This is a genomic window from Serratia symbiotica, from assembly GCF_000821185.2.
GTDB classification, from domain to species: Bacteria; Pseudomonadota; Gammaproteobacteria; order Enterobacterales; family Enterobacteriaceae; genus Serratia; species Serratia symbiotica.
Genome location: NZ_CP050855.1, coordinates 2,007,324 through 2,033,485, shown reverse-complemented (window position 1 = coordinate 2,033,485; position 26,162 = coordinate 2,007,324). Strand labels below are relative to the sequence as shown.

21 protein-coding genes, 1 tRNA gene and 5 pseudogenes are annotated in these 26,162 nt (G+C 51.0%); 13 read left to right on the top strand and 14 right to left on the bottom strand.

Annotated features, from left to right (window positions below; genetic code table 11):
* Positions 1–65: 65 nt before the first annotated feature.
* A complete protein-coding gene (locus SYMBAF_RS10215; RefSeq protein WP_040265368.1) occupies positions 66–716 on the bottom strand; it encodes an Eco29kI family restriction endonuclease in 651 nt (216 codons plus the stop codon).
* A complete protein-coding gene (locus SYMBAF_RS10210) occupies positions 713–1,921 on the bottom strand; it encodes a DNA cytosine methyltransferase (protein ID WP_040265456.1) in 1,209 nt (402 codons plus the stop codon). The genes SYMBAF_RS10215 and SYMBAF_RS10210 overlap by 4 nt, the downstream gene beginning before the upstream one ends.
* Positions 1,922–2,069: 148 nt before the next feature.
* On the opposite strand from SYMBAF_RS10210, the pseudogene SYMBAF_RS10205 reads away from it, so the two are divergent.
* Positions 2,070–2,231, top strand: a pseudogene (locus tag SYMBAF_RS10205) (transposase); the annotation flags it as partial.
* Between the two features lie 142 nt (positions 2,232–2,373).
* On the opposite strand, the pseudogene SYMBAF_RS10200 reads toward SYMBAF_RS10205, so the two are convergent.
* The 4 genes and pseudogenes from SYMBAF_RS10200 to SYMBAF_RS10185 form a co-directional block, all read right to left on the bottom strand.
* Positions 2,374–3,629: pseudogene (locus SYMBAF_RS10200) on the bottom strand (integrase domain-containing protein).
* 205 nt (positions 3,630–3,834) lie between these two features.
* Positions 3,835–3,911 (bottom strand) — tRNA-Pro (locus SYMBAF_RS10195).
* Positions 3,912–3,989: 78 nt separating this feature from the next.
* Entirely contained in the window at positions 3,990–5,768 is a 1,779-nt protein-coding gene (yejM, locus tag SYMBAF_RS10190) for an LPS biosynthesis-modulating metalloenzyme YejM (RefSeq protein ID WP_040265369.1), read from the bottom strand.
* Between the two features lie 9 nt (positions 5,769–5,777).
* A complete protein-coding gene (locus tag SYMBAF_RS10185) occupies positions 5,778–6,011 on the bottom strand; it encodes a YejL family protein (RefSeq protein WP_040265371.1) in 234 nt (77 codons plus the stop codon).
* Positions 6,012–6,476: 465 nt separating this feature from the next.
* On the opposite strand from SYMBAF_RS10185, the gene yejK reads away from it, so the two are divergent.
* Complete coding sequence (yejK, locus tag SYMBAF_RS10180; protein ID WP_040265372.1) at positions 6,477–7,487, top strand: nucleoid-associated protein YejK; 1,011 nt, start codon at positions 6,477–6,479, stop codon at positions 7,485–7,487.
* A gap of 85 nt (positions 7,488–7,572) precedes the next feature.
* Here yejK and rplY read toward each other — a convergent pair whose 3' ends face one another.
* Both rplY and radD read right to left on the bottom strand, forming a co-directional pair.
* Complete coding sequence (rplY, locus tag SYMBAF_RS10175) at positions 7,573–7,857, bottom strand: 50S ribosomal protein L25 (RefSeq protein ID WP_006708557.1); 285 nt, start codon at positions 7,855–7,857, stop codon at positions 7,573–7,575.
* A gap of 161 nt (positions 7,858–8,018) precedes the next feature.
* Positions 8,019–9,776: a DNA repair helicase RadD gene (gene radD / locus SYMBAF_RS10170; protein WP_040265373.1), complete on the bottom strand. Its 1,758-nt coding sequence runs from the start codon at positions 9,774–9,776 to the stop codon at positions 8,019–8,021.
* 297 nt (positions 9,777–10,073) lie between these two features.
* On the opposite strand from radD, the gene rsuA reads away from it, so the two are divergent.
* The 3 genes from rsuA (at position 10,074) to SYMBAF_RS10155 (ending at position 13,010) form a co-directional block, all read left to right on the top strand.
* Positions 10,074–10,793, top strand: a complete 720-nt coding sequence (rsuA, locus tag SYMBAF_RS10165; RefSeq protein ID WP_040265374.1) for a 16S rRNA pseudouridine(516) synthase RsuA — start codon at positions 10,074–10,076, stop codon at positions 10,791–10,793.
* A 17-nt stretch (positions 10,794–10,810) separates the two neighbouring features.
* Positions 10,811–12,007 (top strand): Bcr/CflA family multidrug efflux MFS transporter, encoded by a 1,197-nt coding sequence (locus SYMBAF_RS10160; RefSeq protein WP_040265375.1) that lies wholly within the window; start codon positions 10,811–10,813, stop codon positions 12,005–12,007.
* Positions 12,008–12,665: 658 nt separating this feature from the next.
* Positions 12,666–13,010 carry a YejG family protein gene (locus SYMBAF_RS10155; RefSeq protein ID WP_040265377.1) on the top strand — a complete coding sequence of 115 codons (345 nt, stop codon included), beginning with the start codon at positions 12,666–12,668 and terminating at the stop codon, positions 13,008–13,010.
* Between the two features lie 178 nt (positions 13,011–13,188).
* Here the strand turns inward: SYMBAF_RS10155 and SYMBAF_RS10150 are convergent.
* Positions 13,189–13,830 (bottom strand): annotated as a pseudogene (locus SYMBAF_RS10150) (EAL domain-containing protein); the annotation flags it as partial.
* Between the two features lie 78 nt (positions 13,831–13,908).
* Here SYMBAF_RS10150 and SYMBAF_RS10145 point away from each other — a divergent pair.
* Positions 13,909–15,077, top strand: a protein-coding gene (locus SYMBAF_RS10145) for an IS3 family transposase (RefSeq protein ID WP_152609001.1) whose coding sequence is annotated in 2 segments (ribosomal slippage) — positions 13,909–14,158 and positions 14,158–15,077 — 1,170 coding nt in all. Because the reading frame shifts where the segments join, the coding sequence is not laid out codon by codon here.
* On the opposite strand, the gene SYMBAF_RS10140 is transcribed toward SYMBAF_RS10145, so the two are convergent.
* On the bottom strand, positions 15,070–15,885 hold the full coding sequence (locus SYMBAF_RS10140; RefSeq protein ID WP_052447778.1) for a CSS-motif domain-containing protein: 816 nt from the start codon (positions 15,883–15,885) through the stop codon (positions 15,070–15,072). The two genes, SYMBAF_RS10145 and SYMBAF_RS10140, sit on opposite strands and share 8 nt — an antisense overlap.
* A gap of 445 nt (positions 15,886–16,330) precedes the next feature.
* Between SYMBAF_RS10140 and SYMBAF_RS10135 the strand changes: the two genes are divergently transcribed.
* From SYMBAF_RS10135 to SYMBAF_RS18695, 3 genes are all read left to right on the top strand, one after another.
* Positions 16,331–16,624: a hypothetical protein gene (locus tag SYMBAF_RS10135; protein ID WP_052447779.1), complete on the top strand. Its 294-nt coding sequence runs from the start codon at positions 16,331–16,333 to the stop codon at positions 16,622–16,624.
* Positions 16,625–16,758: 134 nt separating this feature from the next.
* Entirely contained in the window at positions 16,759–16,905 is a 147-nt protein-coding gene (locus SYMBAF_RS10130; protein WP_160289800.1) for a hypothetical protein, read from the top strand.
* A 38-nt stretch (positions 16,906–16,943) separates the two neighbouring features.
* Positions 16,944–17,060: an ATP-binding protein gene (locus SYMBAF_RS18695; RefSeq protein ID WP_272899519.1), complete on the top strand. Its 117-nt coding sequence runs from the start codon at positions 16,944–16,946 to the stop codon at positions 17,058–17,060.
* Positions 17,061–17,154: 94 nt separating this feature from the next.
* Here the strand turns inward: SYMBAF_RS18695 and mepS are convergent, their stop codons facing one another.
* Together mepS and SYMBAF_RS17760 are read right to left on the bottom strand one after the other, a co-directional pair.
* On the bottom strand, positions 17,155–17,730 hold the full coding sequence (gene mepS, locus SYMBAF_RS10125) for a bifunctional murein DD-endopeptidase/murein LD-carboxypeptidase (protein ID WP_040265379.1): 576 nt from the start codon (positions 17,728–17,730) through the stop codon (positions 17,155–17,157).
* An 814-nt stretch (positions 17,731–18,544) separates the two neighbouring features.
* A pseudogene (locus SYMBAF_RS17760) lies at positions 18,545–18,915 on the bottom strand (CobW family GTP-binding protein); the annotation flags it as partial.
* 519 nt (positions 18,916–19,434) lie between these two features.
* Here SYMBAF_RS17760 and SYMBAF_RS10110 point away from each other — a divergent pair.
* On the top strand, positions 19,435–19,743 hold the full coding sequence (locus SYMBAF_RS10110) for a type 1 fimbrial protein (RefSeq protein WP_040265381.1): 309 nt from the start codon (positions 19,435–19,437) through the stop codon (positions 19,741–19,743).
* A gap of 186 nt (positions 19,744–19,929) precedes the next feature.
* On the opposite strand, the gene yeiP is transcribed toward SYMBAF_RS10110, so the two are convergent.
* Positions 19,930–20,502 (bottom strand): elongation factor P-like protein YeiP, encoded by a 573-nt coding sequence (gene yeiP, locus SYMBAF_RS10105; RefSeq protein ID WP_040265382.1) that lies wholly within the window; start codon positions 20,500–20,502, stop codon positions 19,930–19,932.
* Between the two features lie 143 nt (positions 20,503–20,645).
* On the bottom strand, positions 20,646–21,890 hold the full coding sequence (gene mtr, locus SYMBAF_RS10100) for a tryptophan permease (protein WP_040265385.1): 1,245 nt from the start codon (positions 21,888–21,890) through the stop codon (positions 20,646–20,648).
* A 514-nt stretch (positions 21,891–22,404) separates the two neighbouring features.
* Between mtr and fruB the strand changes: the two genes are divergently transcribed.
* From fruB to fruA, 3 genes and pseudogenes are all read left to right on the top strand, one after another.
* Entirely contained in the window at positions 22,405–23,526 is a 1,122-nt protein-coding gene (gene fruB / locus SYMBAF_RS10095; protein ID WP_040265387.1) for a fused PTS fructose transporter subunit IIA/HPr protein, read from the top strand.
* Complete coding sequence (gene fruK, locus SYMBAF_RS10090) at positions 23,523–24,479, top strand: 1-phosphofructokinase (RefSeq protein ID WP_040265389.1); 957 nt, start codon at positions 23,523–23,525, stop codon at positions 24,477–24,479. Before fruB ends, fruK begins: the two co-directional genes overlap by 4 nt.
* Positions 24,476–26,160 (top strand): annotated as a pseudogene (gene fruA, locus SYMBAF_RS10085) (PTS fructose transporter subunit IIBC). The gene fruK and the pseudogene fruA overlap by 4 nt, the downstream one beginning before the upstream one ends.
* Positions 26,161–26,162 lie beyond the last annotated feature (2 nt).

Here is a 26,162-nt window from a genome sequence, read left to right as displayed (position 1 = left end):
AATTCAGGTGGTTACCTTAACATACAGACAGACACGCACGAGGGTGCCATCCCCCGTGCTACAACTTAATCACCCTCTGCTTCGATGAACTTCTGGGCTAAACAGGGCGGTAAGTTTTGCAAGTATTGCCTCGCATCCCTAATCAATTCATCAACTGTCTCATCACGCTCACGCAGATTTTGTGCCCATCCTCTCCCTGGGTGCATAAAATCCCAGCGGGGACGCAAACCAGTATAGCGATGTTTACCAGGATCATGATTACCGAAGCCGTCAATAGAAGAATTCCAAATAGGTTTAAAGCGAGAGATGACCAGCGACTCTCCCAAGGGAATCGAAATGTCATCAACAACCAAAAATCGACAATAAAAATCTTCAATCGAGAGATTTTCGGCTGCTCGAACACTTTCGGCATGTTCTTTAAGGCGTCTAAATAGAACGTTGCCAACCTTATCAGGGTTAGTAAGCCCCATTCTTGCTCCTGCTGGGACAGCTTTTCCTACGTAGATAGGCAATCGAAATTGTCCATCACGATTCAGTTCTGCCAGCTGTGCATAAGCAGGATGATCGCCAGTGTAATAAATCGCGTAAATCCCTGCTCCAAGAAATGAGGTTAGCTCTTCCAGAGGATGAGCATCTTTGCTCAATAAGGCTTCCGCAACGCTGGCACCTAAATTATGTTTATCAAGTGGATTAAATGGTATGACCTTACCTGTCATGCAGAAACCCTTTTATTATTACCACCCTGCTTGAGGATGTTCCCGATTTCAGAGATCAGCAGCTTTTCCGCTACACTGCTGGCAATGCAATACGCCAGATGAACCGGCACTGCGTTACCCAACTGCCTCATAGTTTCAGTCCAGCTACCATGAAAACGATAACTATCTGGAAACGTTTGAATTCTGGCACTTTCGCGAACAGTAAAATAACGTACAGAACCATCATCTCGCACGAGCATATTCTCCCCACCAGGAACGCCATGATCTCCGGCTTTCAGTGTTTTAGCAGGCAGATCTAATGGGCTTCCTGTATGACCGGGGTAAGTTCGCGCTCCATCTTGTAATGTATGGTTACGAATCTTTTTAGCTGCCTTTGTCTTTGGATCTGGTAAATCCGCGATAGCATCCCTTACAGTTTTCCAAGGTAGGGTATCAGGCGGATTCTTACGCAGTTTAGCAGCCCTGTTAACCATCTTGCTCGGGATCTCAGGCATTTTTAAACCATGTCGTTTCCAGTAGTCACCAGTAACCCACTGATCATAAACAAGAGCATCATAGCTATGAGTCGGTTTAGGGAAAGACCACTCAATTTCAAGATCATCGCGGAAGCCAACAATGAAGACACGCTCACGCTTCTGTGGAATGCCATAGTCTGCGGCATTAACCAGCGTAGCCAGAACGTTATACGTCAGCCCCTTCCCCTTGTTCCTTCCACTGGTTTTTTCTTCCTGCAAGCGTTTCAAATGCTCGCTCCAGTCCTCTCCATTTCTCGGCGCGACCTGAGGAAACTCAAGCTGCAACTGGATGTACTGGAAATAGCTCGCAAAGGTTGACCGGGTCAGTCCTTTCACATTCTCGACGATGAAAGCCTTAGGACGAATTTGTCTGATCGCTTCTGCTGTCGCTGGAAACATATCTCGCGTATCAGAATTAGCCTTGTGCTTACCACCAATGGAAAACGGCTGACAAGGTGGCCCCCCGGCAAGAAGATCAATACCTTTTGGAATCTGAGACCAGTCAAACGACCTTACATCACCTTCAAACAGATCCCAGTCGCACAATAACGGAAAACCATGTTTTTTGTTTTCTCGGACGGTGTCACAGGCCCATTTGTCCCATTCAACAACGGCAAGATGCTCAAAACCAGCGATCTCACATCCCATAGCCAAACCGCCAGCTCCGGCAAATAGCTCTACAGATTTCATTATTTTCTCCGCCTCATGGCTTATGTCCTGCATCTTAACAATTTAATCCGTTCATCGGAACCAGCAGGCGAGGCCCAATACCGTTTGATCTTACCCACCAATAGTGGACAGGCGACTAAGTGAGTAAACTCTTAACCAGGAGACTTACATGACTAAACTACCTACAACCAGCAAAAAGCCCCGCAAACAACACTCGCCAGAGTTCCGTCTGGAGGCCCTTAAACTCGCTGATCGCATCGGTATTGCTGCTACTGCCCGTGAATTAAGCCTTTACGAATCTCAGCTTTATACATGGCGTAGCAGGCATCAGTAACGCCAGTTTTTACAAGTGGCGCTCAAAGTTGGGTGGAATGGATGCCGCACTTATGAGCAGGCTGTATTTGAAATGCAAAATGTTCACTATCTTGTTCATAACTGTGAGAAAGCTCAATTATGAGAGCAATTATAGATTTTTAAACGACATATCCTTCTGTTGAGGTTAATTTGCCAACAACACTGATTGATGAGTTTACATAGGATGCCGCTTCTACATACTCACCCCACCAGTTCATCATCTCTCTACGTTGTTCGAGATACTGTGATCTGTTGTAGGCTCTCCTGACTTCGTTAGTATCGATATGAGCTAAAGCAGCCTCGATAACGTCAGGAGGAAATCCTTTCTCGTTGAGAATTGTTGAAGCAATAGATCTCATGCCATGAGCCACCAGCAGATCTTTGAAGCCCATACGTTTCAACGCATGTTCGCTGTCTGACTATTCATCGGTTCAAGTGGATTACGGTAGCCAGGGAAAACATAATCTCTGTGCTTACTGATGGGCTTCATCACTTCCAGAATAGCCAAAGCTTGCTCAGAAAGCGGAACGATGTGCTCACGCTTCATCTTCATGCGGCCTGCGGGAATACGCCATTCCTTTGCCTCAAAGTCGATCTCATCCCAGCGAGTCGTTGACGCTTCGGCTGGTCGGATCATCGTAAGCAATTGCCATTCGATAAGACAGCGGGTTTGACGTCCAATACTGGCAAATGCCAGAGTTTTCATCAAAAGGGGGAGTTGCTCTGGTGGTAGGGCAGGGCGGTGCTTTAGCTTCGGTTTATGGAATGTTCGTCTGATTCGTGCAGCGGGATTTACAGATACCAGCCCAGAATTGAGGGCGTAATCCATAACTTCATTGATACGCTGGCTTAGACGTTTAACCGTTTCGAGTCTTCCGGCAGCGTGTGTTGGCTCTAACGCTCCGATGAACTGCTGAGCCGTGATATTAGCAATGGGCATAGAGCCAATATGTGGGAACACATACTTACTCATAGATCGCCAGATATCGTTTAACGTATGAGTTGCCAGCCCCGCTGATTCTTTGGTTTTGAACCATTCGGCAGCGATTTTTTGAAAAGTGTTCTCAGTGGCATTTTTTTGCCGCAACTGTTCGGTTCTTTTATGCTCCTGCGGATCAATATCTTTGCTCAATAGAAGACGGGCATCTTCACGAAGTTGACGAGCTTCAGAGAGAGATACAGCAGGGTAGGAACCAAGGCTGATCATCGCCCGTTTCCGGGTGAAAGGTTTGTAATAGCGGAAACGCCATAGTTTTGACCCACCGGGGTTAACCAGTAGCTCTAAGCCGTCCCCGTCATACAGAATACTGGCACGTTCAGTCGCTTTGGCATTTTTGACTTCGGTGTTGTTAAGGGGCTTTGTCTGACGTGCCATATTATTCTCCAATCACTGGTTAGGCATATGACTCAGACGACACGATGGATTGTATGCCTAAAGATACGCCTAAAAATGTTGGATTTCACTGTATCAGTGTGGACTTAGCTAGACAAAAAAAAACAGCATGCCTGTGCAACCTACTGTTTATTCTGTTTTTTATAGTCTTGTCTGGACTTCAACAGACAAAACGTTGGGGATAATTTGGTCGGCATGAGAGGATTCGAACCTCCGACCCCCGACACCCCATGACGGTGCGCTACCAAGCTGCGCTACATGCCGACGCTGCGGAAGATAATACTACCTATTCTCAATGCTAATGCAAACACTTAGTTGTCCGATTGCTTATGTTCTAAGCAGTTAGTTGGCAATAAAGCGTTTTACATCGGTTAGCACCTGCAATAGCAGGGTAAGCTGCGGTTTCTCGTCTTTTATCTCTTGGTCATCTTTATCGTAGGCACGGTAAATGCCATTGTTGTCCAGCATCAACGTTTGCGTTGGCGTGGTGATCACCAGTCGGTTGCTGTCGCCGGTGGCGATCCAGTTGTTGTGGCGCTGGGCGGTAAACAGGTCTTCACCCTGCGAGTAATCCTTTGGCGCAGTTTTCACATGCAGCAGGCGTTGCATCAGCGTGCGCATCACATCGTTATGTCCGGTCAACTTACGGATGGTTTGCGCTGGCGTACCCGGCCAATGAACCACCAGCGGTACATGCAACTGAGGTTGGCTAAAGCCGCTACCCCATGGCTCTTTGCCAGCATCGTTGAATTCAATGCCGTGCTCGGCGGTGATCACCACCACGGTTTTATTCAGCAGGCCACGTTGCTTCAATATACCCAGCACCTGAGCGATCTGTGTGTCCACATCCTGCACTCCGTTGCGGTAACGCTGAATAATATCGGTCGATGCTGGCGTTCTCCCACTGACTGCTAGCGCGGTACCGCTGAAATTGAGATAGGAGAACCATGGTTCTTCTTTACTGCCCTGATCCACTAACCAGCGTTGCCATTGCTGCGTGGTGATTTCATCGCTTTGCTTGGTGGGCGCGGGCAGGGAGAAGTCGGTCAGCAGGGCCTGGCGATACAGGTGGGCGGTAAAGCCGTCGGATGAGAACAAGCCGAACCTATACCCTTGTTCACCGAGTGCATTCACTAGCGCTGAGGGTTTGCGCGAGGCAAGAATGTTGTCTAAATAGGTTGACGAAATACCGTAGAACAAGCCGAACAAACCGGTATTGGCATAATTGCCTGAGCTGTAATGATTGTTGAAGCGGACATTTTCCTGCGCAAAATGAGCCAGGGCAGGCATATGCTGTGCCATATCCTGAGGGCGCAGACTGTCCACCACAATCATCAGTAAGTTATAACCGCTGCCTTTATCGCTGTAGCTGAGATCGCTAAGCGGATATTCTACTGCTACGGCTTCAGGATTGCCTTGCTGCATCAGACGGCGATCATATTCCTGTTGATCGAGCAGGCCGTGCTTTTCAAGGAATTTACGCGCAGTCATCGGGTAAGACAGCGGCAGGTTGGCGCGTTGCATAGTGATCGGGCGATAGAAGTTAGCATCAGCCCAGATGTAAATCAGATGCGAAGTGAGAAAAGCGCAGATAAACAGCACCGCCAGCGGCTTGCCGAAATGCTGGCGGTTCAGGCTGCGTAGCTTCTGCCAACTCCAGGTGCCGAACAGCATCTCCACCAGAAAGATGATTGGCACGCAGATAAACATCAGTTGCCAGTCGCGCGCCAGTTCGCTTTGGTCTGGGTTGACCACCAGTGCCCACACTACCGGGTTGAGGTGCAGGTGGAAATGGGAGAACACTTCACTATCGACCAACAGCAGTGTCAGCCCTGTGGTAGCTAGCGCGGCGGAAATAAAGCGCAACAGCCGTTGCGACATCACCACGAAGGTGAGCGGGAAAATCACCAGCAGATAACCGGCGAACACGACAAAGCTAAAGTGCCCCAATAGACTGATCAGAGCATATATCCGGCCTAGCAGCGAAGACGGCCAGTCAGTGAGAAACGGGTAACGGCTCCCCACCCCAAGGACAAGTAGGATATTAAATAAGGCGAACCAGTGCCCCCAGCTAATCATCTGGGAGACTTTTTCACGATAATGCTGGCGGTTTGTCACCATAAATAGGTCTTAATGCGTTTTGTCTTCATCTTCACGAATAGAAGCTTGCAGGGCTTCAGCAAATGATCTTGCCAGGGTTTTCCGCTGTGCGGGTGCAACGCTGGTGTTGATCAGATTAGTCACCATGTTGCCCAGTACCATCAGAGAAAGATCGGTGGGGGTACGGTGTTCTTCCAGAACATTGATCAACTCAGAGAGCAGTTGTTCAACGCGTTCGTCACTGTAACGAGATGATTGTGGCATAAAATTGTGCTTAGTAACCTGATAAAGTTGCACATCTTACCGTATGGGGTCGTGATTTTCCGCTCTTTTATCGATCCCCTTTTTCTTTCAAATCGCATCGATAACTGTGGCGTTGCTTTAGAGCCTATCTCAAATGGTAAATAAAATAGCCTAATGGGATTGGTTGCTAGGCAGTGTCTCGGCATTACAGTTGAACGCTGCTGGTGGTCATTTGAGCGCGCCGCATGGTACAGGTCGTGAGGTTTGGTGGGCTAAATTAAGCGGTTCGTCATCTAGGTGGGCGTTCAAATGGCCCTCGCCCTGCGAGCCGCCCCCAAAATCCCGTACTCCGCGTTGTTGGGTGCACTGCCCTACCGGCCTTTGGATCAGCGCCGCTGCCACGCTCCATGACCGGACACAGCCTAGTATTGCAGAGCGAGGGCTTTCAGTGTTTGAATACGCGGCTAAAGAACAGGAGGATTTACCATGAGTCTGGATATCGACCAGATCGCTCTGCATCAGTTGGTTAAACGCGACGAGCAAACGTTGGATGTGGTGCTACGCGATTCCCTGCTTCCTGCCAATGCGGCGGTGGAAGAGATGATGGCGGAACTGCATCGCGTTTACAGCGCCAAGAACAAAGCCTATGGTCTGTTCAACGAAGGCAGCGAACTGGCGCAAGCGCTGCATATATGCCGTAAGGATGACAAAGACTTTCTGGCTTTCAGCCGTGCAGCCACTGGGCGTTTGCGTGATGAGTTGGCCAAGTACCCGTTCGCTGAAGGCGGTGTAGTGCTGTTTGGTCAATACCGCTATCTGGCGGTGGAATATTTGCTTATTGCGGTGTTGAACAGCCGTAATAGCACACGCGTCAATGAAACGTTGGATATCAACACCACCCATTATCTGGACATCAACCACGCCGATATTGTAGCGCGCATCGATCTGACCGAGTGGGAAACCAATCCACAATCAACCCGTTATTTGACCTTTCTGAAAGGGCGGGTAGGGCGTAAAGTTTCCGATTTCTTTATGGACTTCCTGGCGGCAGCCGAAGGGCTGGACACCAAAGCGCAAAACCGAGGGCTGCTACAAGCGGTTGACGATTATTGCGCGGACGCACAATTGGATAAAAACGAGCGGCAAGCGGTGCGCCAGCAGGTGTACAGCTACTGTAATCAACAACTACACGTTGGTGAAGAGATCGAGTTACAGGTGTTGTCGCAGGAAATTGCGTCGGCTGGTGAAAAGGATTTCATGCAGTTTTCCAGCGAACAGGGCTATCATCTTGAAGACAGTTTCCCTGCGGATCGCGGTACGTTGCGCCAGTTGACCAAGTTTGCCGGTAGCGGCGGTGGTATTAGCCTAACTTTTGATGCGATGCTGTTGGGTGAGCGAATTTTCTGGGATGCAGCTACTGATACGCTGACCATTAAAGGCACCCCGCCAAACCTGCGCGATCAGTTGCAACGCCGTCTGAGCGGTAATAGTAAGTGACCTTGCACAATGGTAGACAAATAAAAAACGCCGATATTTCGGCGTTTTTTACTTCGGTGTTCCGAAAAGCTCGGATACGTTGCGATTATACGCGAACGAAGTCGATGTGAGTCAGTTTTGGCTTGAACGGGTGACGCTGTATAGCCTGAACCTTAACGTTGGTCTCTTTACCGTCGATAACCAGAGTAATGGTTTTGCTATAGAATTCTGGCTTAACTGCCATATTCTTTACATAATCTTGCCCCAGCTCAATAGAGACTGGCGCTTCTTCGCCACCATAAACGATAGCCGGGAACTTATTTGCTGCACGCAGGCGGCGGCTCGCACCCTTACCCTGCTCTTTACGTACTTGCGCATTGATAGTGAACATTTTTTTTCTCTTAAAAGAAAATTTACCCTGCTACAGGCGACCCAGTAGCAAGTTCGATAACCTGCCTCTACACCGGGCGAACCCAGGCAAAGCGCGGGGAATTCTAACGGAATGCCCCCCGCAGGGCAATGAAAATCTGTCCAAGGCGCTAGCCGCCGTGGTTAATATAGCTCGTTGGCACGCCGGAAGCGTCCTTGATAATCGAACACTTTTTCCCGCACTTGCCAGAACTGACCACGCTTACGCGCCACCACAAAGTCTGGATGGCGCAGCAACTGTTGCTGCGCTAGCACATCGGCGGCGGTTTTCCATCGGAAGGGTACACCCGGTGCACGCTGATGTGGGCGCAGAAACAGCATGTCGAATGCTTTACACTGTGCTGGTGTCTGTATGCGAAAACGTTCGCTGGTGCTGGTGCCGTCTTCATCATAGTAGGTGGCCTTCAACCATTCGCCTTTATCGTCGTGGCCGCTTTGCAGCGTCATGCCGCCGCAACGCAGTATCAGGGCATCTTTCAACTTCAGCGCAGCCTTTAGCATATCGTCGGGATCGACCAATATCTGCTGGCATTGATGGCAACGGCGGGCGGCAATGTCGTTTTCTGCATCGCAGTGCGGGCAACGCTTAAAACGGAAACGGTAGTCGCACTGTTGGCGATGGCCATCGTTATCCTCCAGCCAGCCTTGGCAGCGGCGGCCATAGTGTTCGATGATGTCGCCGTTCTCAGCACATTTTCCCCAGAACAGATTGGCAAAACCGCAGCCAGGGCAGAATACCTGCACCGGTTGGCTGTCGCTGTGCGGCTTACTGACACCTACCTCCGGGGTGAATAGATCGTGGTGATTACCCGCGTAATCGAGGATCAGGCAGTCCACTTTTCCGGGGGCCAGCCGAAGTCCACGGCCAACGATCTGCTGATACAAGCTGACGGATTCGGTGGGGCGTAAAATGGCGATCATATCGACGTGTGGCGCGTCGAAGCCAGTGGTCAGCACTGCCACATTGACCAGATACCGCAATTGCTGCTGTTTGAAAGCTGTGATCAATGCATCCCGCTCGACGCTGGGGGTTGCGGCACTGACCAGCGCGGCTTCCCCAGTGGGCAAAAGGCCATGGATCTCACGTGCGTGCTCAATGGTAGCGGCGAAAATCATCACCCCTTTGCGTGTTGCGGCATATTCTACGATCTGGCTAATAATGTGCGGTGTTATACGGTTTTGCCGTTTCAGTTCGCGATTCAGGTCTGCCTCACTGAACAGCCCGCTGCTGCTGACCCTCAGACGGCTGAAATCATATTGCACAATCGGCATGTCCAGCCGTTCTGGCGGCACCAGAAAGCCATGCTTAATCATATAGCGTAGTGGCAGTTCATAGATGCAATCGCGGAACAGGCTGTGGTCATCGCTGCGGGTAAAGCCGTGATAATGATACTGATAGATCCACCCCTTACCTAGCCGATAAGGGGTGGCAGTCAATCCCAATAGCCGCAACTGCGGGTTAGATTTTTGCAAATGCTGAATGATCTGCGGGTATTGGCTGTCGTCGTCGTCGCTGATACGGTGGCATTCGTCAATAATCAGCAGGGAAAAGGTGCCGTCAAACAGCATCAGGTTGCGTGCCACCGACTGCACGCTGCCGAACACCACTTTGCTTGCGCTGTCTTTTTGTCGTAGCCCGGCGGCGAAGATATCCGCTTTTAGCCCGTAGGCGCAGTATTTGGCATGGTTTTGTGCCACCAACTCCTTGACGTGAGCCAGCACCAGCACCCGGCCACGCGCGCGTTTTGCCAGTTCGGCGATCACCAAGCTTTTGCCTGCACCAGTCGGCAATACAATCAGCGCTGGCTCAGCATGTTGTCGGAAATGTTTGATGGTGGCGTCGACCGCTTCCAATTGGTACGGGCGTAGGGTAAATGCCATAAGTTAACGCCATGGGTTAAGGGGGGCTAAAAACATGTTTGCAACATTTGATCCCACTGAGACAGTGACATTTTACTCCCTTGGTGACCAAAAAACCTCTATCATTATGCCCTCTGAATGCGCACGAGGCGAGAAGCATGGAAATTACCCCTGTCAGAGGGCGGTTTCCGCCGTTATACTCGTTTTGCAGCCATCGCTGTTTCCCCACGCGATTTCCCCTTCGAACCTGCTATTGCGCCGATGCGGTGGTAGGGTGTCGTATTTTGGCAAATTACAACGACAGGCAAAATAGATTCAATGCGACTGGACAAGTTTTTATCTCAGCAGTTAGGTATTAGCCGTGCCTTGGTAGCGCGTGAACTTCGGGCTAGACGTATCACCGTAGACGGCGAAGTAGTGAAGAACGGGGCGGTCAAGTTGGCGGTTGAGCAGGAAGTAAAGTTCGACGGCGATCTGCTGGCGCAGCAGAATGGCCCGCGTTATTTTATGCTCAATAAGCCGCAGGGCTACGTCTGTTCCACCGATGATCCCGATCATCCCACGGTGTTGTACTTTCTCGATGAACCGGTGGCTTACAAGTTGCATGCCGCCGGCCGGTTGGATATCGACACTACCGGCTTGGTGCTGATGACCGACGATGGTCAGTGGTCACATCGCGTCACCTCGCCGAAACACCACTGCGAAAAAACCTACTTGGTGACTCTGGAACATTCGCTGGCGGCAAATACTGCGCAGCGCTTCGCCGCTGGTGTGCAACTGCATAACGAAAAGAGCCTGACTCGGCCCGCTCAATTGGAGAAGATCAACGATCGTCAGGTGAGGTTGACCATCAGCGAAGGGCGCTACCATCAAGTGAAGCGCATGTTCGCAGCAATCGGCAATCGGGTGATCGCACTGCACCGCGAGCGCATTGGCACCATTGTGATGGATAAGGATCTGGCATCGGGCGCATACCGCCCGCTCACCGCAGAGGAAATCGCCAGCGTGGGTGCACCACACCTACGGGATTGCGGATAACTAAGGAGTCGTTAAACGTGCAACATAACCGGACGTCTCACCTCGGTTTGATTTTTATTCTGGGTCTGCTTTCCATGCTGATGCCGTTGGCTATCGACATGTATCTGCCCAGCATGCCAGTGATCGCCGCCCAGTTTGGCGTTGAATCAGGCCGCGTGCAGATGACGCTCAGCGCCTATATGCTCGGCTTCGCCTTTGGGCAATTATTCTATGGGCCGATGTCGGACAGCATTGGCCGCAAGCCGATGATCCTATGGGGAACGCTGATCTTCGCCATTGCAGGCTGCGCCTGTGCTATGGCGCAGTCGATCGATCTGTTGATCGGGCTGCGTTTACTGCATGGCCTGGCTGCCGCCTCTGCCAGTGTGGTGATCAACGCCCTGATGCGCGATATGTTCACTAAAGACGAGTTCTCGCGCATGATGTCGTTCGTGATTTTGGTGATGACTATTGCGCCGCTGCTGGCACCGATAATCGGCGGCGCGCTGCTACTATGGTTCAACTGGCCCGCTATTTTCTGGGCTATGGGTGCCGCCGCGCTGATCGGCTCGTTGCTGGTGGCGCTGTTTATCAAGGAAACGTTGCCGAAAGAACGGCGGCAGAAATTCCACCTGCGAACCACGCTGGGCAACTTCGCCTCACTGTTCCACCATAAGCGGGTGCTGAGCTATATGCTGGCTAGTGCTTTCTCGTTCGCTGGCATGTTCTCGTTCCTCAGCGCCGGGCCTTTTGTTTATATCGAACTAAATCACGTTTCGCCGCAACACTTTGGCTACTACTACGCGCTGAACATCGTCTTCCTGTTCCTTACTACCCTGCTCAATAGCTACAATGTGCGGCGGGTAGGGGCTATCAGTATGTTTCGTTTGGGATTGTTGATACAGTTGGCGATGGGGCTGTGGCTATTGGCGATCAGTGCCGTTGGCTTGGGCTTTTGGGCGCTGGTGATTGGTGTGGCGGTTTACCTGGGTTGTATTGCGATGATTACCTCCAACGCCATGGCGGTGATCCTGGATGGTTTCCCGCATATGGCTGGTACTGCTTCCTCACTGGCTGGCACGTTACGTTCTAGCATCGGTGCGTTGGTGGGTGCGGTGCTGGCAATGGTGCCGGGTCACAGTACCTGGTCGATGGTTTCCTCTATGGCACTGTGCAGCATTGTGGCGATGCTGTTATACCTGTACGCCAGCCAGCCGCGCAACTGCGACGCTTGATCCCCCTTTTGAGCCCCAGGGCGCTAAGCCCTGGCTTCTCAAAACAGTGCACCTGCCAGTTTGACGCTCCACGGGTAATAAATATCTTGTTAACTATTTATTAATAATTATGATGTTTCGCGGCATGGTTATCATCGATTATAACTTTTTACAGATAAATAATTAGTTTTAATATAATTAAATAATAATATTTTTACGTGATTTGTGTGATGAAAATGTTTTTTAAATGTAAAAATATGCAAAATAAAAAGTAATTTTATTGCAATAAAAAAGTTGAGATTGTTATGTGAAAAGGTTACATATAACGCGGAAATACTGGCTTAGTGGCAAAATGTTGTGAGACGACCCCCACGAACAGCACACGCACATCAGCATGACAAGGAATAAGAATCTATCCCACTAGGCTATTTTATTTGTCATTTTGGCCCTGGGTAGTGCTCACTATTCTCACGGACTCCAGGTACGCGTCGGTTGTTGTGTGTTGTCTGTGTTCAAACTGGCTGCAACAATATACGCTTACTGGGGTAGGCTCTATGTGGTGAAATCTTTACATTAAAATAACATTTAGTGCTGCAAAGTCGGTTGGTAGTGGCTCTAACTGAGTAACCTGACCCTGTCAGGTAAAATGTGTTTTATCTTCTCAAACAAGGGATTTCGTGTGGTGAGTATTCAACTTTCGGTAGTACATCGCTTGCCGCAAAGTTATCGTTGGCTACCAGGTTTTATCGGCATTAAGGTTGAACCGATTCCTCTTAGCGGAATAGACGAAGATAACTGCCTGATAGGCTTGAAACTGCTCAGCCATGAAGGGACTGATGCTTGGCGTGTCATGCGGCAGCTCAATGCTTCTCTACAGGAGATTCAAATCGATTGTGCTATCGTTGAGTGTGAAGGCGAACCTTGCCTGTTTGTGCAACACAGCGACGAAAGCGCTGCCATGTGTCGTCTGAAAAACGTAGGTGCAGCGATCGCTGAGCAGCTCAGAGCACACTATCCTTTTTGACCCCGTCTAATTTGCCGAGTATAGGTACACTCAGGTGGCTATTTTGTCGTAGGCAACAATGCCCTAGCGCCTCACCGCCATGTTATACATTGGATGCTTCATCTATTCGTTGTCGCCGAATCCGCAGCGTCGGTTTTTTATTTTCTGTGCGGCCACAGTGGGCAAAGAAGTGTAAAGTTCAGGTCTGCTGTGCCTGATAATCAAACACTTGGTTGGCATTGCAGTAGGCGATGAAGTCATCGATGCTTAGCGGCTTGCTGAAGTAGTACCCTTGCACAAAGTTAACATCGCGCTCCTGTAGGAAGCGCATCTGTACGGCGGTTTCCACCCCCTCTGCCACGGTGAGGATTTTCAGCTTTTTGGCCAGTGAAATCACAGCGTCCAGCACCGGTGCGCTTACCGTATCTTGGCCGATCGAGTTGACGAAGCCCCGGTCTATCTTCAGGTAATCCATATTGAAGCGTTTGAGGTATATCAGCACGCTGTGGCCAGTGCCAAAATCATCAATAGCGATCTCAATGCCTTGTTCGTGTAGCCAATCGAATTCCGCTAGCGCATTTTTCTCCTCCACCATGCCGCGTTCGGTGATCTCAAACATCAACCTAAAGTAGTTGCACGGCAATTGAGCCAGCAATTCATACACGTCTTGGTGGAATGAAGGTGTGCTGAGATGGGCAGGGGAAATGTTCAGACCGATTTTGGCCCCCTGTGGTAATACCGTGGCTAACTGCGGCGCATCCTTGGCGATCAGACGGAACAGGTGGCGGGTTAACGGTACGATAAGTCCGCTTCTTTCCGCATCGAGGATGAACACATCAGGGTGTAGTGTAGTGGCACACTGAATTTGGCCACCTGAACAGAGGTGATATGCTCACCTCAGGACATTACAGGTGCTTCAATGAAAAAAAGAAATTTCAGTGCAGAGTTCAAACGCGAATCCGCTCAACTGGTCGTTGACCAGAACTACACCGTGGCAGATGCAGCCAGTGCTATGGATGTCGGCCTTTCCACAATGACGCGATGGGTGAAGCAGTTGCGTGATGAGCGGCAGGGAAAAATACCTAAAGCCTCTCCCATTACTCCTGAACAAATTGAAATACGTGAGCTGAGGAAAAAAATACAACGTATTGAAATGGAAAACGAAATATTAAAAAAGGCTACCGCGCTCTTGATGTCAGACTCCCTGAACAGTTCTCGATAATCGGGAAACTCAGAGCGCATTATCCGGTGGTCACACTCTGCCACGTGTTCGGGGTTCATCGCAGCAGCTACAAATACTGGAAAAACCGTCCTGAAAAACCAGATGGCAGACGAGCTGTATTACGCAGCCAGGTACTGGAACTGCATAGCGTCAGCCATGGCTCTGCTGGCGCAAGGAGTATCGCAACTATGGCAACCATGAAGGGCTTCAGGATGGGACGATGGCTCGCCGGCAGGCTCATGAAAGAGCTGGGGCTGGTCAGTTGTCAACAGCCCACTCATCGGTATAAATGCGGTGGCCTTGAACACATCGCTATCCCGAATCACCTTGAGCGGCAGTTCGCAGTGACAGAGCCTAATCAGGTGTGGTGTGGCGATGTGACCTATATCTGGACAGGCAGGCGCTGGGCCTACCTCGCCGTTGTTCTCGACCTGTTCGCGAGAAAACCGGTGGGCTGGGCAATGTCGTTCTCACCGGACAGCAGGCTGACCATCAAAGCGCTGGAGATGGCGTGGGAGGCCCGGGGAAAACCAGCCGGAGTGATGTTCCACAGCGATCAGGGCAGCCATTACACAAGCAGACAGTTCCGGCAGTCACTGTGGAGGTATCGGATCAGACAGAGTATGAGTCGGCGTGGAAACTGCTGGGATAATAGCCCAATGGAGCGCTTCTTCAGGAGTCTGAAGAACGAATGGGTACCGGTGACGGGTTACATAAACTTCAGCGATGCAGCCCACGCAATAACGGACTATATCGTTGGGTATTACAGCGCGCTCAGGCCGCATGAATATAACGGTGGGTTACCACCAAACGAATCGGAAAACCGATACTGGAAAAACTCTAACGCGGTGGCCAGTTTTAGTTGACCACTACACTTTGACGTAACAGCAACGTGTAGTAGCAGAGTACCCCTATCATCAGTGATAACACCAGGCTACCCAACAGCGTCAGACGAATGTCTTCGGGTGTCAGTTTCTCGTTGTAGAACATGATGCTTAACGGTAGTCCGTTAATGTTCAGGCGGTCAGCCTCTTGATGAGGCAGTTGATTTACTGGCATTAGGTTCGGGGTGAAAGTGGTCAGCGCGCTATCGCCCATCACGATGGCGATGTCAGGTGTTTGTGCATAGCGAGGGGTAATCAACAAAGGTACCAAGTCAATATCCAATGTGGCCAGGATACCGGTATCCAGTCTGTCGGGCTGACGCAGCCAAACGGCAACTGTCGGCTTACCCGGCATAGTAGGGGTGTCCTGTTGCAGCTTAAAATCTAAATGCTGGTTCCAGTTGATTTCTGGATAGAGGATTTTCAGCGGCAGCATCAGGTCACCGTTGGCAGAAGAACAATAGGCATAACCGTTTTTAACTAGCAAAAAGGTACGAACGCCGGAGGTGAATGCTGCTTGATAAGTGATATCCGCTTGGCTGGATAGGCAGGGTTTGGCGGTGAGTGGCAACATTTGCTGCATAGTTGTCACCAGATGATTGATATAGCTGAGGGTAGTTTTCAGCGTGTGTTCTTTCACCGTTCGCTGATATTGCACGCGCTGACGGGTAATAAGAGACAAGGTAACGGTGGTAAATAGAACAAAAAACAGCAGAGCAGCAATATTACTTTTAACCAGGATGCGTTGCTTGTGCGACATGCTGTGAGTCAATACCCCTTTCAAGCCCATAAATCGGCTCCTTAAGTATGGTGTAACCATTTGTTTTTATTATAGCGATATTTTTAGTGTTATTCAGCGTTATGCAAGCACCACAAGCTGATAATAGGTTACCAATCAGGCGCTAGTCAGGCTAGCAAATGTGAACACAGTGGTGGACACTTGTTGAAAACACGGGGCAGGGTCGGCATCTTATTGTTTGTTTGGTAGTTAGGATAATCAGGTTTTGTGCTGTCAGCTTGCGTATTCAGGCCCATCGTGAACAGTTATTTTGGCGGAAAGTGAACGCTGATTCTGGTTTTGAGTGAACGCATTTTCCGGCGGAAAATACCACGATTTTGCACCATGACCAGAATCGGTGTTCATCTGACCGGAATTTTTGTTCACCTCACCAGAATAATTCTTAACGAATTGATTTTAATGACATATTAATCCCTTTTATTCTGAGGGGAGTGATATGCCAAACAAGAGAATCGCAATGCGTAAAATCCATGAAATTTTAAGGTTGCGTTTTGCGGTCGGGCTACCCTTCCTCCAGATAAGCCAGTGTGCCGATGTTAGCTGTGGTGCCATCCAGAAAATGCTCAAACGCCTTGAGGCCTCCTGGCTCTCCTGGCCGCTACCTGAGAGGATGCCAGGGCCCCGGCTTGCCAGCCTGCTGTATCCGGAGTCTGACAGCCGTCCCGGCTCGCTGGAGGATCCTGACTGGGCCGTTATCCATATTGAGTTGCGTAAGAAAGGAGTCACCTGACATTTGCTGTGGGAGGAATATTGCCAGCGGATGTCTGTCCGGGTTTACAGCTACTCGCTGCTCTGCTGCCGCTATCAGGCCTGGTGCCTGTCGCAGAAGCGCTCCATGTGCCAGCAGCATCTCGCCGGTGAAAAATGCTTTATCGGCTACTGTGGCCCCCAGTGCCGGTTATCTCGACGGAAACTGGCGAGTATCGCCAGGCGCAGATCTTCGAAGCTGTGCTGGGTGCGTCAAATTACACCTGGGCCGAAGCCACTGATACGGGGGGAACGCCGCAGTAATGATCAGCCAGTTGCCAACGGATGATTAATATGGCTGTGTGGGTGATAATACGCTGGCCGACGCCATCCTGGAGCGCCTGATGCATAACTCTCACCGGCTAGAGATGAAAGGTGAGTCAATGAGAAAAAGTCTGGCGCCGGTTGACACAAAATGAACAGCGGGGGTAATAAAGAAACGTTAGGACGTGTTAGGAAATAACGCGTTCACTTTCCTCTGGAATGACCGTTCATCTTCGCCGGAATACGCAGTCAGCTACGGGTGAGAACCCGGCGGGCTTGATGAAAACGTTTGTTCCAATAATTATCAGTGAGCGTCGAGATCATTACGCCGTTACTGCTTGAGGCATGCACAAACTGATCATTACCCAAATAGATGCCGACGTGGTGCCCAGTAGAACCGGCGCGGAACAGCACCAGATCGCCTGGACGCAGTTTGGTGCGCTGAATTTTCTTGCCAACGTCTGCCTGTCCATAGGTCGAACGCGGTAGTTCCATGCCAAACTGTTCGCGGAAGGTGCGCTGTACAAACGCCGAGCAATCTATGCCGCGTTTGGTCTCACCACCTAAACGGTAGCGAACGCCTTTCCAGTCTACATACTGATCCATAATTTTTGATTTAACATCAACATTACGAACCATGGCTTCAAATTCACTCTGAGAGGCTTGCAAAAAAAGGCTGTCCTGATCGTTTACTGCATGCATCGCGGTTTGTACGTTAGTCAAGTTCGACGTGTGAATGGTGCTACATGCGCAAAGCATTACCGCTGTGGCTGTTGCAGGAAATTGCCACAACAAATATCTCAGAAAAGATTGAGATTTAACCATCGGTATTGTTTTCCTTTGAAGTCCTTAATGACGAAAGTTGCAATACTAAACGAAACTCATCAACGTTTGCTCAGTTACCGCTGAAACGTGCGGATAGGCATATTTCAGCGGATTTAATTTAATGCTGAGTTTAAGTAGACCAGCACAAGCATAGCTGAGATTAGCGGAACAAGTCGTGTATTGCGAGCTTTGCCCCTTTTTTATATAAGGTTGTGAGGTAATTTAATGTAAATATTCATATAAAAAATGCTGAATGCCCGTTTTACTGGCTTGATGTGAATCAGGTAACGGAAGGTCAGCCTGCTGACGGGGAAATAAACGTTTGGCGGGGGGGCATTCTGATAACCTACGGCTATGACCAGTCGAATCCTGCTTCAAATAGCAAGCAGTGCAGCTAAAATAACCACATGTATAGCATATGAATAGCATCGAATGCGTGATTGTTGGTGATGGCGGCTAGTTACAGAAATGCCGGATTGGTCGCCAAATGACGGTTAGGTAAGAAGAAAATTGCCGAGTTAAGGGTAAAGCAGTAAACAAGGTTAGTTGGCAGTAACCAGCACAGTAACCGCCTGATACCTAGTAATTGTAGCAACATGATGAAAGGTAAGCTGCGTGTGATGCGTCATAACATAATCTGTCAGCAGTATAAAACTAAGCGATGAAAAACTCAGCGGTTTTCAACTGACTATACGGCAGAGCCTGAAATTGAGGGGTACAGACATTAACTTAATCAAATTTTAAACAATCCAGATTGCAGAGCGTTCCAGTCGGCATTTTCGCAATGGATCAGCTCAATCCGGCTGCTGAGCGGTGCCACCTGGCGGGTTTCTATGCAGTGATTGGCCTGTAAATCGATCCAGCTAGCGTAACTGTCTTGGGTGAGCAACGCGAGGATCTGCTTCGGATGGCCTAGCTCGGTGGGTTCGATCAGTAAGCGGTCGGGTTTGGCTTGCAACAGCATATTTAGCCCGAGCTGCATGGGTAGGCCATTTACACAACACATGCAGCCACCGGGGATCTCCTCCAGCACTGCGCTGCTGTCTGCTAGCAGCGCGCCGTTGATGCCAGCTCATTCACCAATACCGCCCAACGTTGATGCTCAGGTTTTTGTGCCAGTAAATGGCGCAGGGTGGTGGTTTTACCGCTACCGAAGAAGCCGATAATCAGACTGGTTCTAGTCATCGATTCCCCCTGATTGTAAAAGTTTACCTGATCAATAATAAATGTGCAGCCTTGTACTAGTCTGTGTCCGGCTATTGCCCACGAACGCTGCTGGGGGCATTTGAACGGGGCGTGAAAATAAGTGGTTCGTTACTTAAATGGCCCCAGCCCTTCGGACAGCGCCCCAAAAGCCCGTCAGGCTTGAACATAGGCGCTTGCCCCCATCGCCATAGATTACGGGCTTTTGGGCCTGCGATGCCGCTACGATCAATCACCAAACACAGCCTGATGTCTGCTGATTGAGTAAGTGCTGGTGTGCCAGCCAGGTCTAGAATGTGCTTTCCAACCGGCTATGTCTACCTATGAAAGCGAGAGGATCCTTAGCTAAAACCCGATGCTAGCCATAGGTAAAGTTCGCCAGTATCTTGCTTTTACTTTTCCCTATTCCCTGATTAACCTATATATAGAGTCCCTTTCTTTACGATTATTCCTATCTAGATCCTTTATGGTTGAAGAGCCATAACGATAAAAGAGGTGGCCATGAATATCTTCCAATTGCTTGTGATCGTAGGAATGTTGTTTTCATGGACGGCAGTAAGTCAGGCAGGAGTTATCGGCGGGGTTATTCGCTTTGTCGGTTCTATCGTAGAAAGTCCGTGCACGGTAAATATTGCTGATTCCAAAGCGAATACGCAATGCTACCGCAACGGTAAGCACTATCAGGCCCAGCAAACCTTGAAAAATTTTGGGGCTACACGTAATGAGCTTCCGCTAAATCTTGGCACCACCGAGACGAAGTGGTTGGATAAAAAGAAAAAACTAGCGGTGATGTCGGTCATTTATCGTTGATTTTGTCCAGCCGTGTCGATGTGTTGTGCAGGCATGGCAACTTTCGATGCCAATTGTAATGAACACAGTTTTCACCGCCTAATACGCGCAATGATAGATGAACGCTGTTGTGGTCGGGGGAGTGTAAGCATCTCGGTGTATGAAAAATCAAGATCCATCGGGGGGGAGAGTGGTCAGCAAGATAGGTTACTCAGCCCGGCTCATATAGCGGCGTTCAGCAATATGGATGCGGATCTTGTCGCCAGCGCTGAGATATTCCGGCACCTGGATGGTTAGGCCAGTCGCCATGGTGGCTGGCTTGTTGCGGGCGCTGGCGGAAGCACCTTTAATGCCTGGCGCGGTTTCGACAATTTCCATATCCACGCTTTGCGGCAACTCCAACGCCAGTATCTGGCCTTCTAGCATCAGTACCTGCATGCCTGGTAGGCCAGCCTGTGGGATGAATAGCAGTTCGTCTTCGATCTGATCTTTCCTGAAGATGTACGGGGTGTAATCCTCGTCATCCATAAACACGTATTCTTCACCATCGATATAAGAGAAGTTCACCTTGTGGCGTGACAGACTGATGGTGTCTAAAATGTCATCGCCTTTGAAGCGTTCTTCCACTTTCAGCCCGGTGCGCACATCGGAAAAACGCATTTTGTATAAGGTACTGGCACCGCGTGCGCTGGGGCTTTGCACATCGATATCTTTCACCAGCAACAGTTTACCGTGGTAGTTGATCGCCATGCCGCGCTTAATTTCGTTAGCTCTTGCCATATAAAGTCATCCGCGATAATGAGTATTTGAGAGGTTGCGACACGTTACTCGCGTGACCGATTTCAAGCAAGAGTCCGGCGTAAACAGTGCGAGAAAAAGGGAAAATGGGGCGGGTGGGTGTGCTGTTCCCCATCAGGCGCTATTTATTTGAATACCGGCAGCAGGTCGAGCAACGATAGTACATGGGCGGCAGCATTGATCAGTCCGAACAAGATGATGAACAGGATCATGGCGTTGCCGCCCGGTGCGCGATAGCTGGCCTGTGGGAAGCGGCGGCGGCTGGCACGCGCCATCAGCGCCGGCACGATCACTGCCCAGAGGGTGGCCGCCAGCCCGGCAAAACCGATGGCGTACAGGAAACCGTTGGGGAATAGCAGCGCGGCCAATGTCGGTGGCACAAAGGTCACCAGCACGGTTTTGGTGCGCCCGGCTGCGTCGTCGCTTAATGTAAAGAAGTCCGCCAGATAATCGAATAAGCCTAGCGACACTCCCAGAAATGAACTGGCCAGCGCCATATAAGAGAAGGTGTTCAGCAACTGGCTGACAGCCAAGCTGCTGGACACATTGCTCATCTGCTTGAGCAGGCTAGCGATGTTGCCGCCTTGGGCAATGATCTGTTTAAAAGCGTCACGCACGATATTGCCTTGAATCACATACTGCCACAGGATGTAGATCGCCAGCGCCAGCAGAGTACCGAACACCAGGCTGCGTACTACGGCACCGCTGTCCTTGCGGTAATACTTCACCAGCCCAGGAATGTTGCCGTGATAGCCAAACGAGGTCAGCAGATACGGCAGTGTCGCCAGCGCGTAAGGCAGATAGCTGGCGTTATCGTCGCTGCGGTTGAATAGCACCGCTGGCTGTACGTGAGTGAACATGTCGCTCACCGACATGATAAAGGTAAGCACCATCCCGCCGATCAGAATGGTGCTCAGTCGATCGACCGCCTGGGTGGATAGCCAGACAATAAACGCTGCCAAGAGGGCGAATAACAGCCCAGCAGTGGTCTGGCTGATGCTGACGATGCCTTCCAGTGTATGCTCGATAATCGAGCCGCCAGCGGAGATATAGGCATAGGTGAGGATATAAAGCACAAACGCAATCGAGATGCCGTTGATGGCATTCCAGCCCTTGCCCAGCAGATCTTTCACACTGGTGTGGAAGTTGACACCACTCGGATAGTGCATCATGGCCTCGAGGATCATCAGTCCAGAAATCAGCATGCAAGCCCAGGTATAAACCAGCAGTGCCACAGATCCGCTGAACCAGACGCCGGAAGTCACGATCGGGAGGGAGAACATGCCGGCACCCACGGCGGTGCCAGAAATGATCATCGTGCCTCCGAGTATGGAAGGACGGGGCAGCTTCTGAAGGGAGTCCGTGGACATTTTTGCTCCTGATAGGATAAACTTTCTTGTACTAGTGTAATGGTACAGTCGCGTATGACGTATGTAAAGAAGGAGGGAACAGGTTTGTTTCGCGCATCTTAATTGTGGTGCGAGCCAGTGTTCTATCGCTATTGAGTGCACATTTATAGTACGGGATATAAAAATTAGGGAGAAAGCTGGATTATGCTGGTGGCGGAGGTATCAGATCGCCGCATCCTGACGAGCAAACAGAGATCGCCTTGCGTGGATATCTGGCCGACTCCGATTGATATTTTTTTCGTCAGCACCGTTTCAGCACCGTCTATCATTTTGCCTTCGGTACAGTGACTCTTTGGCAAAAGTGTGCGTAAGCTCAAAAATCTAGGGCGGAAAAATGAAGAAAAGTTGCTTCTAATTTGTAGTGCTTACACACTGTTTGAAACGTTTCGGTGTTATCGCCCGCCATATTCTCGCAGATAACAATTTTTTTTCGCAATAAAACTGAAACGATTCAATTCAGCAAGAGAGGAAAGTCATGTTCCAGTTGTCACAACAAGACATTCACTTGGGCGTTGCCGCCGCCGACAAACAGAGTGCTATCCGCCAGGTGGCTGCCGCGCTTACCGAGGCCGGTTGCGTCAGCGCTGCTTACGTGGATGGCATGTTGCAACGTGAGTTGCAAACCTCCACCTATTTGGGTAACGGAATCGCTATACCGCACGGCACCACTGACACCCGCGATTTGGTGTTGAACACTGGTGTCCAAGTGTTCCAGTTCCCACAGGGTATCGAGTGGGGGTCAGACCAGACGGCTTATGTTGTGATCGGTATCGCCGCTCGTTCCGACGAGCACTTGGCGCTGTTGCGTCAACTGACCCATGTGTTGAGCGATGACAGCGTCGCTCAACAGTTAGCGAAAACGGCTTCGGCAGATGAATTGCGTAGCCTACTGATGGGGGAGAAACAGGCGGCTGAATTTCGGTTCGACATTTCCCTGATTACGCTTGATGTTGCCGCCGACAGCTTGATGACGTTGCAGGCGCTGAATGCAGGACGTTTGCAGAAGATCGGTGCAGTCAACGCCCAGTTTGTCAGCGAAGTGATCACCCGTAATCCACTGAATTTAGGGCAGGGGATTTGGTTGAGCGATAGCAGCGAGGGCACTCTGTTCAGTGCGGCCACTGTTAGCCGCCCGGTGCAGATATTCGATGAACACGGCGAGAAAGTGGCGCTGCTGCTGACGCTATCTGTGGCCGACACGCAATCGCTAGTGGTGTTGAATTACCTCAGTGACTTGCTGCTGGCTAATAAAGCTGAACAACTGCTGAACGCTGATGCTGCTACTGTGCTGTCCTTACTGGCGGGAAAGAGCACCACGCTGAGCGCCGAATACGTGATCCGCAACGAGCATGGCTTGCATGCCCGGCCAGGTACCGCACTGGTTAACGTGATCAAGCAGTTTAATAGCGAAATTACCGTCACCAATTTGGACGGCAGCGGCAAGCCGGCCAACGGCCGTAGCCTGATAAAGGTGGTGGCGCTGGGGGTGAAGAAAGGGCATCACCTGCGTTTTACCGCCAATGGAGCGGATGCCCAAGCTGCACTACAGGCGATCGGCACAGCAATTACTGAAGGACTGGGCGAGGGCATAGCATGAGCAGAAAAGTAGCAACGATTACCTTAAACCCAGCTTACGATCTGGTGGGCTTATGCCCGGAGATCGAACGCGGGGAAGTTAATCGGGTAAAAACCGCTGGTCTGCATGCCGCCGGTAAAGGCATTAACGTTGCCAAAGTACTGAGGGATTTAGGTATCGACGTTACCGTCGGTGGTTTCTTAGGTAAAGACAACCAAGATGGCTTCCAGTTGCTGTTTAGCGATTTGGGCATTGCCAATCGTTTCCAGGTAGTGCCGGGTCGCACTCGCATCAACGTCAAGTTGACCGAGAAAAATGGTGAAGTCACTGATTTCAATTTCTCCGGTTTTGAGGTAACGCCACAGGGCTGGGAGCGTTTTGTAAATGACTCCCTGAGTTGGCTGGGCCAGTTTGATATGGTGGCGGTCAGCGGCAGCCTGCCCGCCGGTGTCGATCCCGATGCTTTTACCGATTGGATGATCCGCCTGCGTGCGCAGTGTCCATGCATCATTTTCGACAGCAGCCGCGAGGCGCTGGTCGCTGGGCTGAAAGCTGCGCCATGGCTGGTCAAGCCGAATCGCCGTGAGCTAGAGATCTGGGCGGGGCGCCCACTGCCAGTATTGGAAGATGTGGTGGCCGCCGCGCAAGCGTTGCGGGAACAAGGTATTGCTCATGTGGTTATCTCTCTTGGTGCTGAGGGGGCGTTGTGGGTCAACGCCTCCGGTGCCTGGATCGCCAAGCCACCGCCTTGTGAGGTGGTCAGTACCGTGGGTGCTGGCGATTCGATGGTCGGTGGCCTGATTTACGGCCTGCTGATGCGACAATCCAGCGAACATACTTTGCGCCTAGCCACGGCTGTGGCCGCATTGGCAGTGAGTCAGAGCAACGTTGGCGTGACTGATCGCCCACAGTTGGCTGCGGTAATGGCGCGTGTCGATCTAAAACCTTTCAATCAAAAGCAGGAGGAAGAATGAAAACGCTGCTGATGATAGACAGCTCGTTGGGGCAGGCGCGCAGCCACCTGGCGAAACGCATGCTCGAAGCCACCTTGGCCAAAACTGGCCTGATGCTGGCTGCATCGCTGGCTGATGCCGAACTGGTGGTGGTGGTGGGGCAATCTGCGTTGGCTGACGCCACGCTGAACGGCAAATTGGTTTATGTGGGTGAACTTGAACAGGCCGTGGGTGAACCGCAAGCCCTCTTGGAACAGGCTAAAACCGCAGCCAAAGTTTACCAGGCACCCACCGTTGCAGTGGCACCGGTAAAGGCTGCCGGTCAAAAACGCATTGTGGCGATCACCGCTTGTCCGACTGGCGTGGCACACACCTTTATGGCGGCGGAAGCCATTGAAAACGAGGCGAAGAAGCGTGGCTGGTGGGTGAAAGTGGAAACTCGCGGTTCCGTAGGTGCTGGCAGTGTCATCACGTCGGAAGAAGTCGCGGCGGCTGATCTGGTGATCGTAGCGGCTGACATTGAAGTGGATCTTGGCAAGTTTGCTGGTAAGCCGGTGTACCGTACCTCTACTGGGTTGGCGCTGAAGAAAACGGCGCAGGAGCTGGATAAGGCGCTAGTAGAAGCTGAAGTGCTCCAGCCGCAAACGCAAAAAAGCGGCGGCGTAACTAAAAAGAGAGAGGGTAATGGCCCTTACCGCCATCTGCTGACCGGCGTGTCTTATATGCTACCGATGGTGGTAGCGGGGGGTTGTGCATCGCGTTGTCGTTCATGTTCGGCATCAAGGCGTTTGAAGTCAAAGGTACGCTGGCGGCGGCGCTGATGCAAATTGGTAGCGGAGCGGCCTTTGCGCTAATGGTGCCAGTGTTGGCCGGTTTTATCGCCTTTTCCATCGCTGATCGCCCTGGCCTGACGCCTGGCTTGATCGGCGGAATGTTGGCTGTGAGTACCGGTGCAGGTTTCCTCGGTGGTATCATTGCTGGTTTTCTGGCGGGCTATATCGCCAAAGCGATCAGCAGCAAGCTGCACCTACCGCAGAACATGGAGGCGCTGAAGCCAATATTGATCATTCCGCTGTTGGCCAGTGTGATTTGCGGCCTGATCATGATTTATGTGGTCGGTACACCAGTAGCCAAAATCATGGAAGTCCTGACTTACTGGCTACAGTCGCTGGGTACGGCCAATGCCGTGCTGCTGGGGTCGATCCTCGGCGCAATGATGTGCTCTGACATGGGCGGTCCGGTAAACAAGGCCGCCTACGCCTTCGGTGTGGCGCTGCTAAGCTCGTCGGTGTATGCGCCTATGGCGGCAGTTATGGCCGCCGGCATGGTGCCGCCGTTGGCGATGGGGTTGGCAACGCTGCTGGCGCGCGGCAAGTTCGACAAGTCCGAGCAGGAAGGCGGTAAAGCAGCGTTGGTGCTGGGTCTGTGCTTTATCTCTGAAGGGGCTATTCCGTTCGCCGCCCGCGATCCGATGCGCGTATTGCCCTGTTGCATCATGGGTGGGGCGCTGACTGGCGGATTGTCAATGGTGTTCGGTGCTAAGTTGATGGCACCGCACGGTGGTTTGTTTGTACTGCTAATCCCCGGTGCCATCGCCCCAGTGCTGTTGTATCTGGTCGCCATCGCTGCAGGTACACTGTTGGCGGGTGTGGCTTATGCCTGGCTGAAACGTGCTGAAGTGCCAGTTGCCACTGTGGCTTAGGC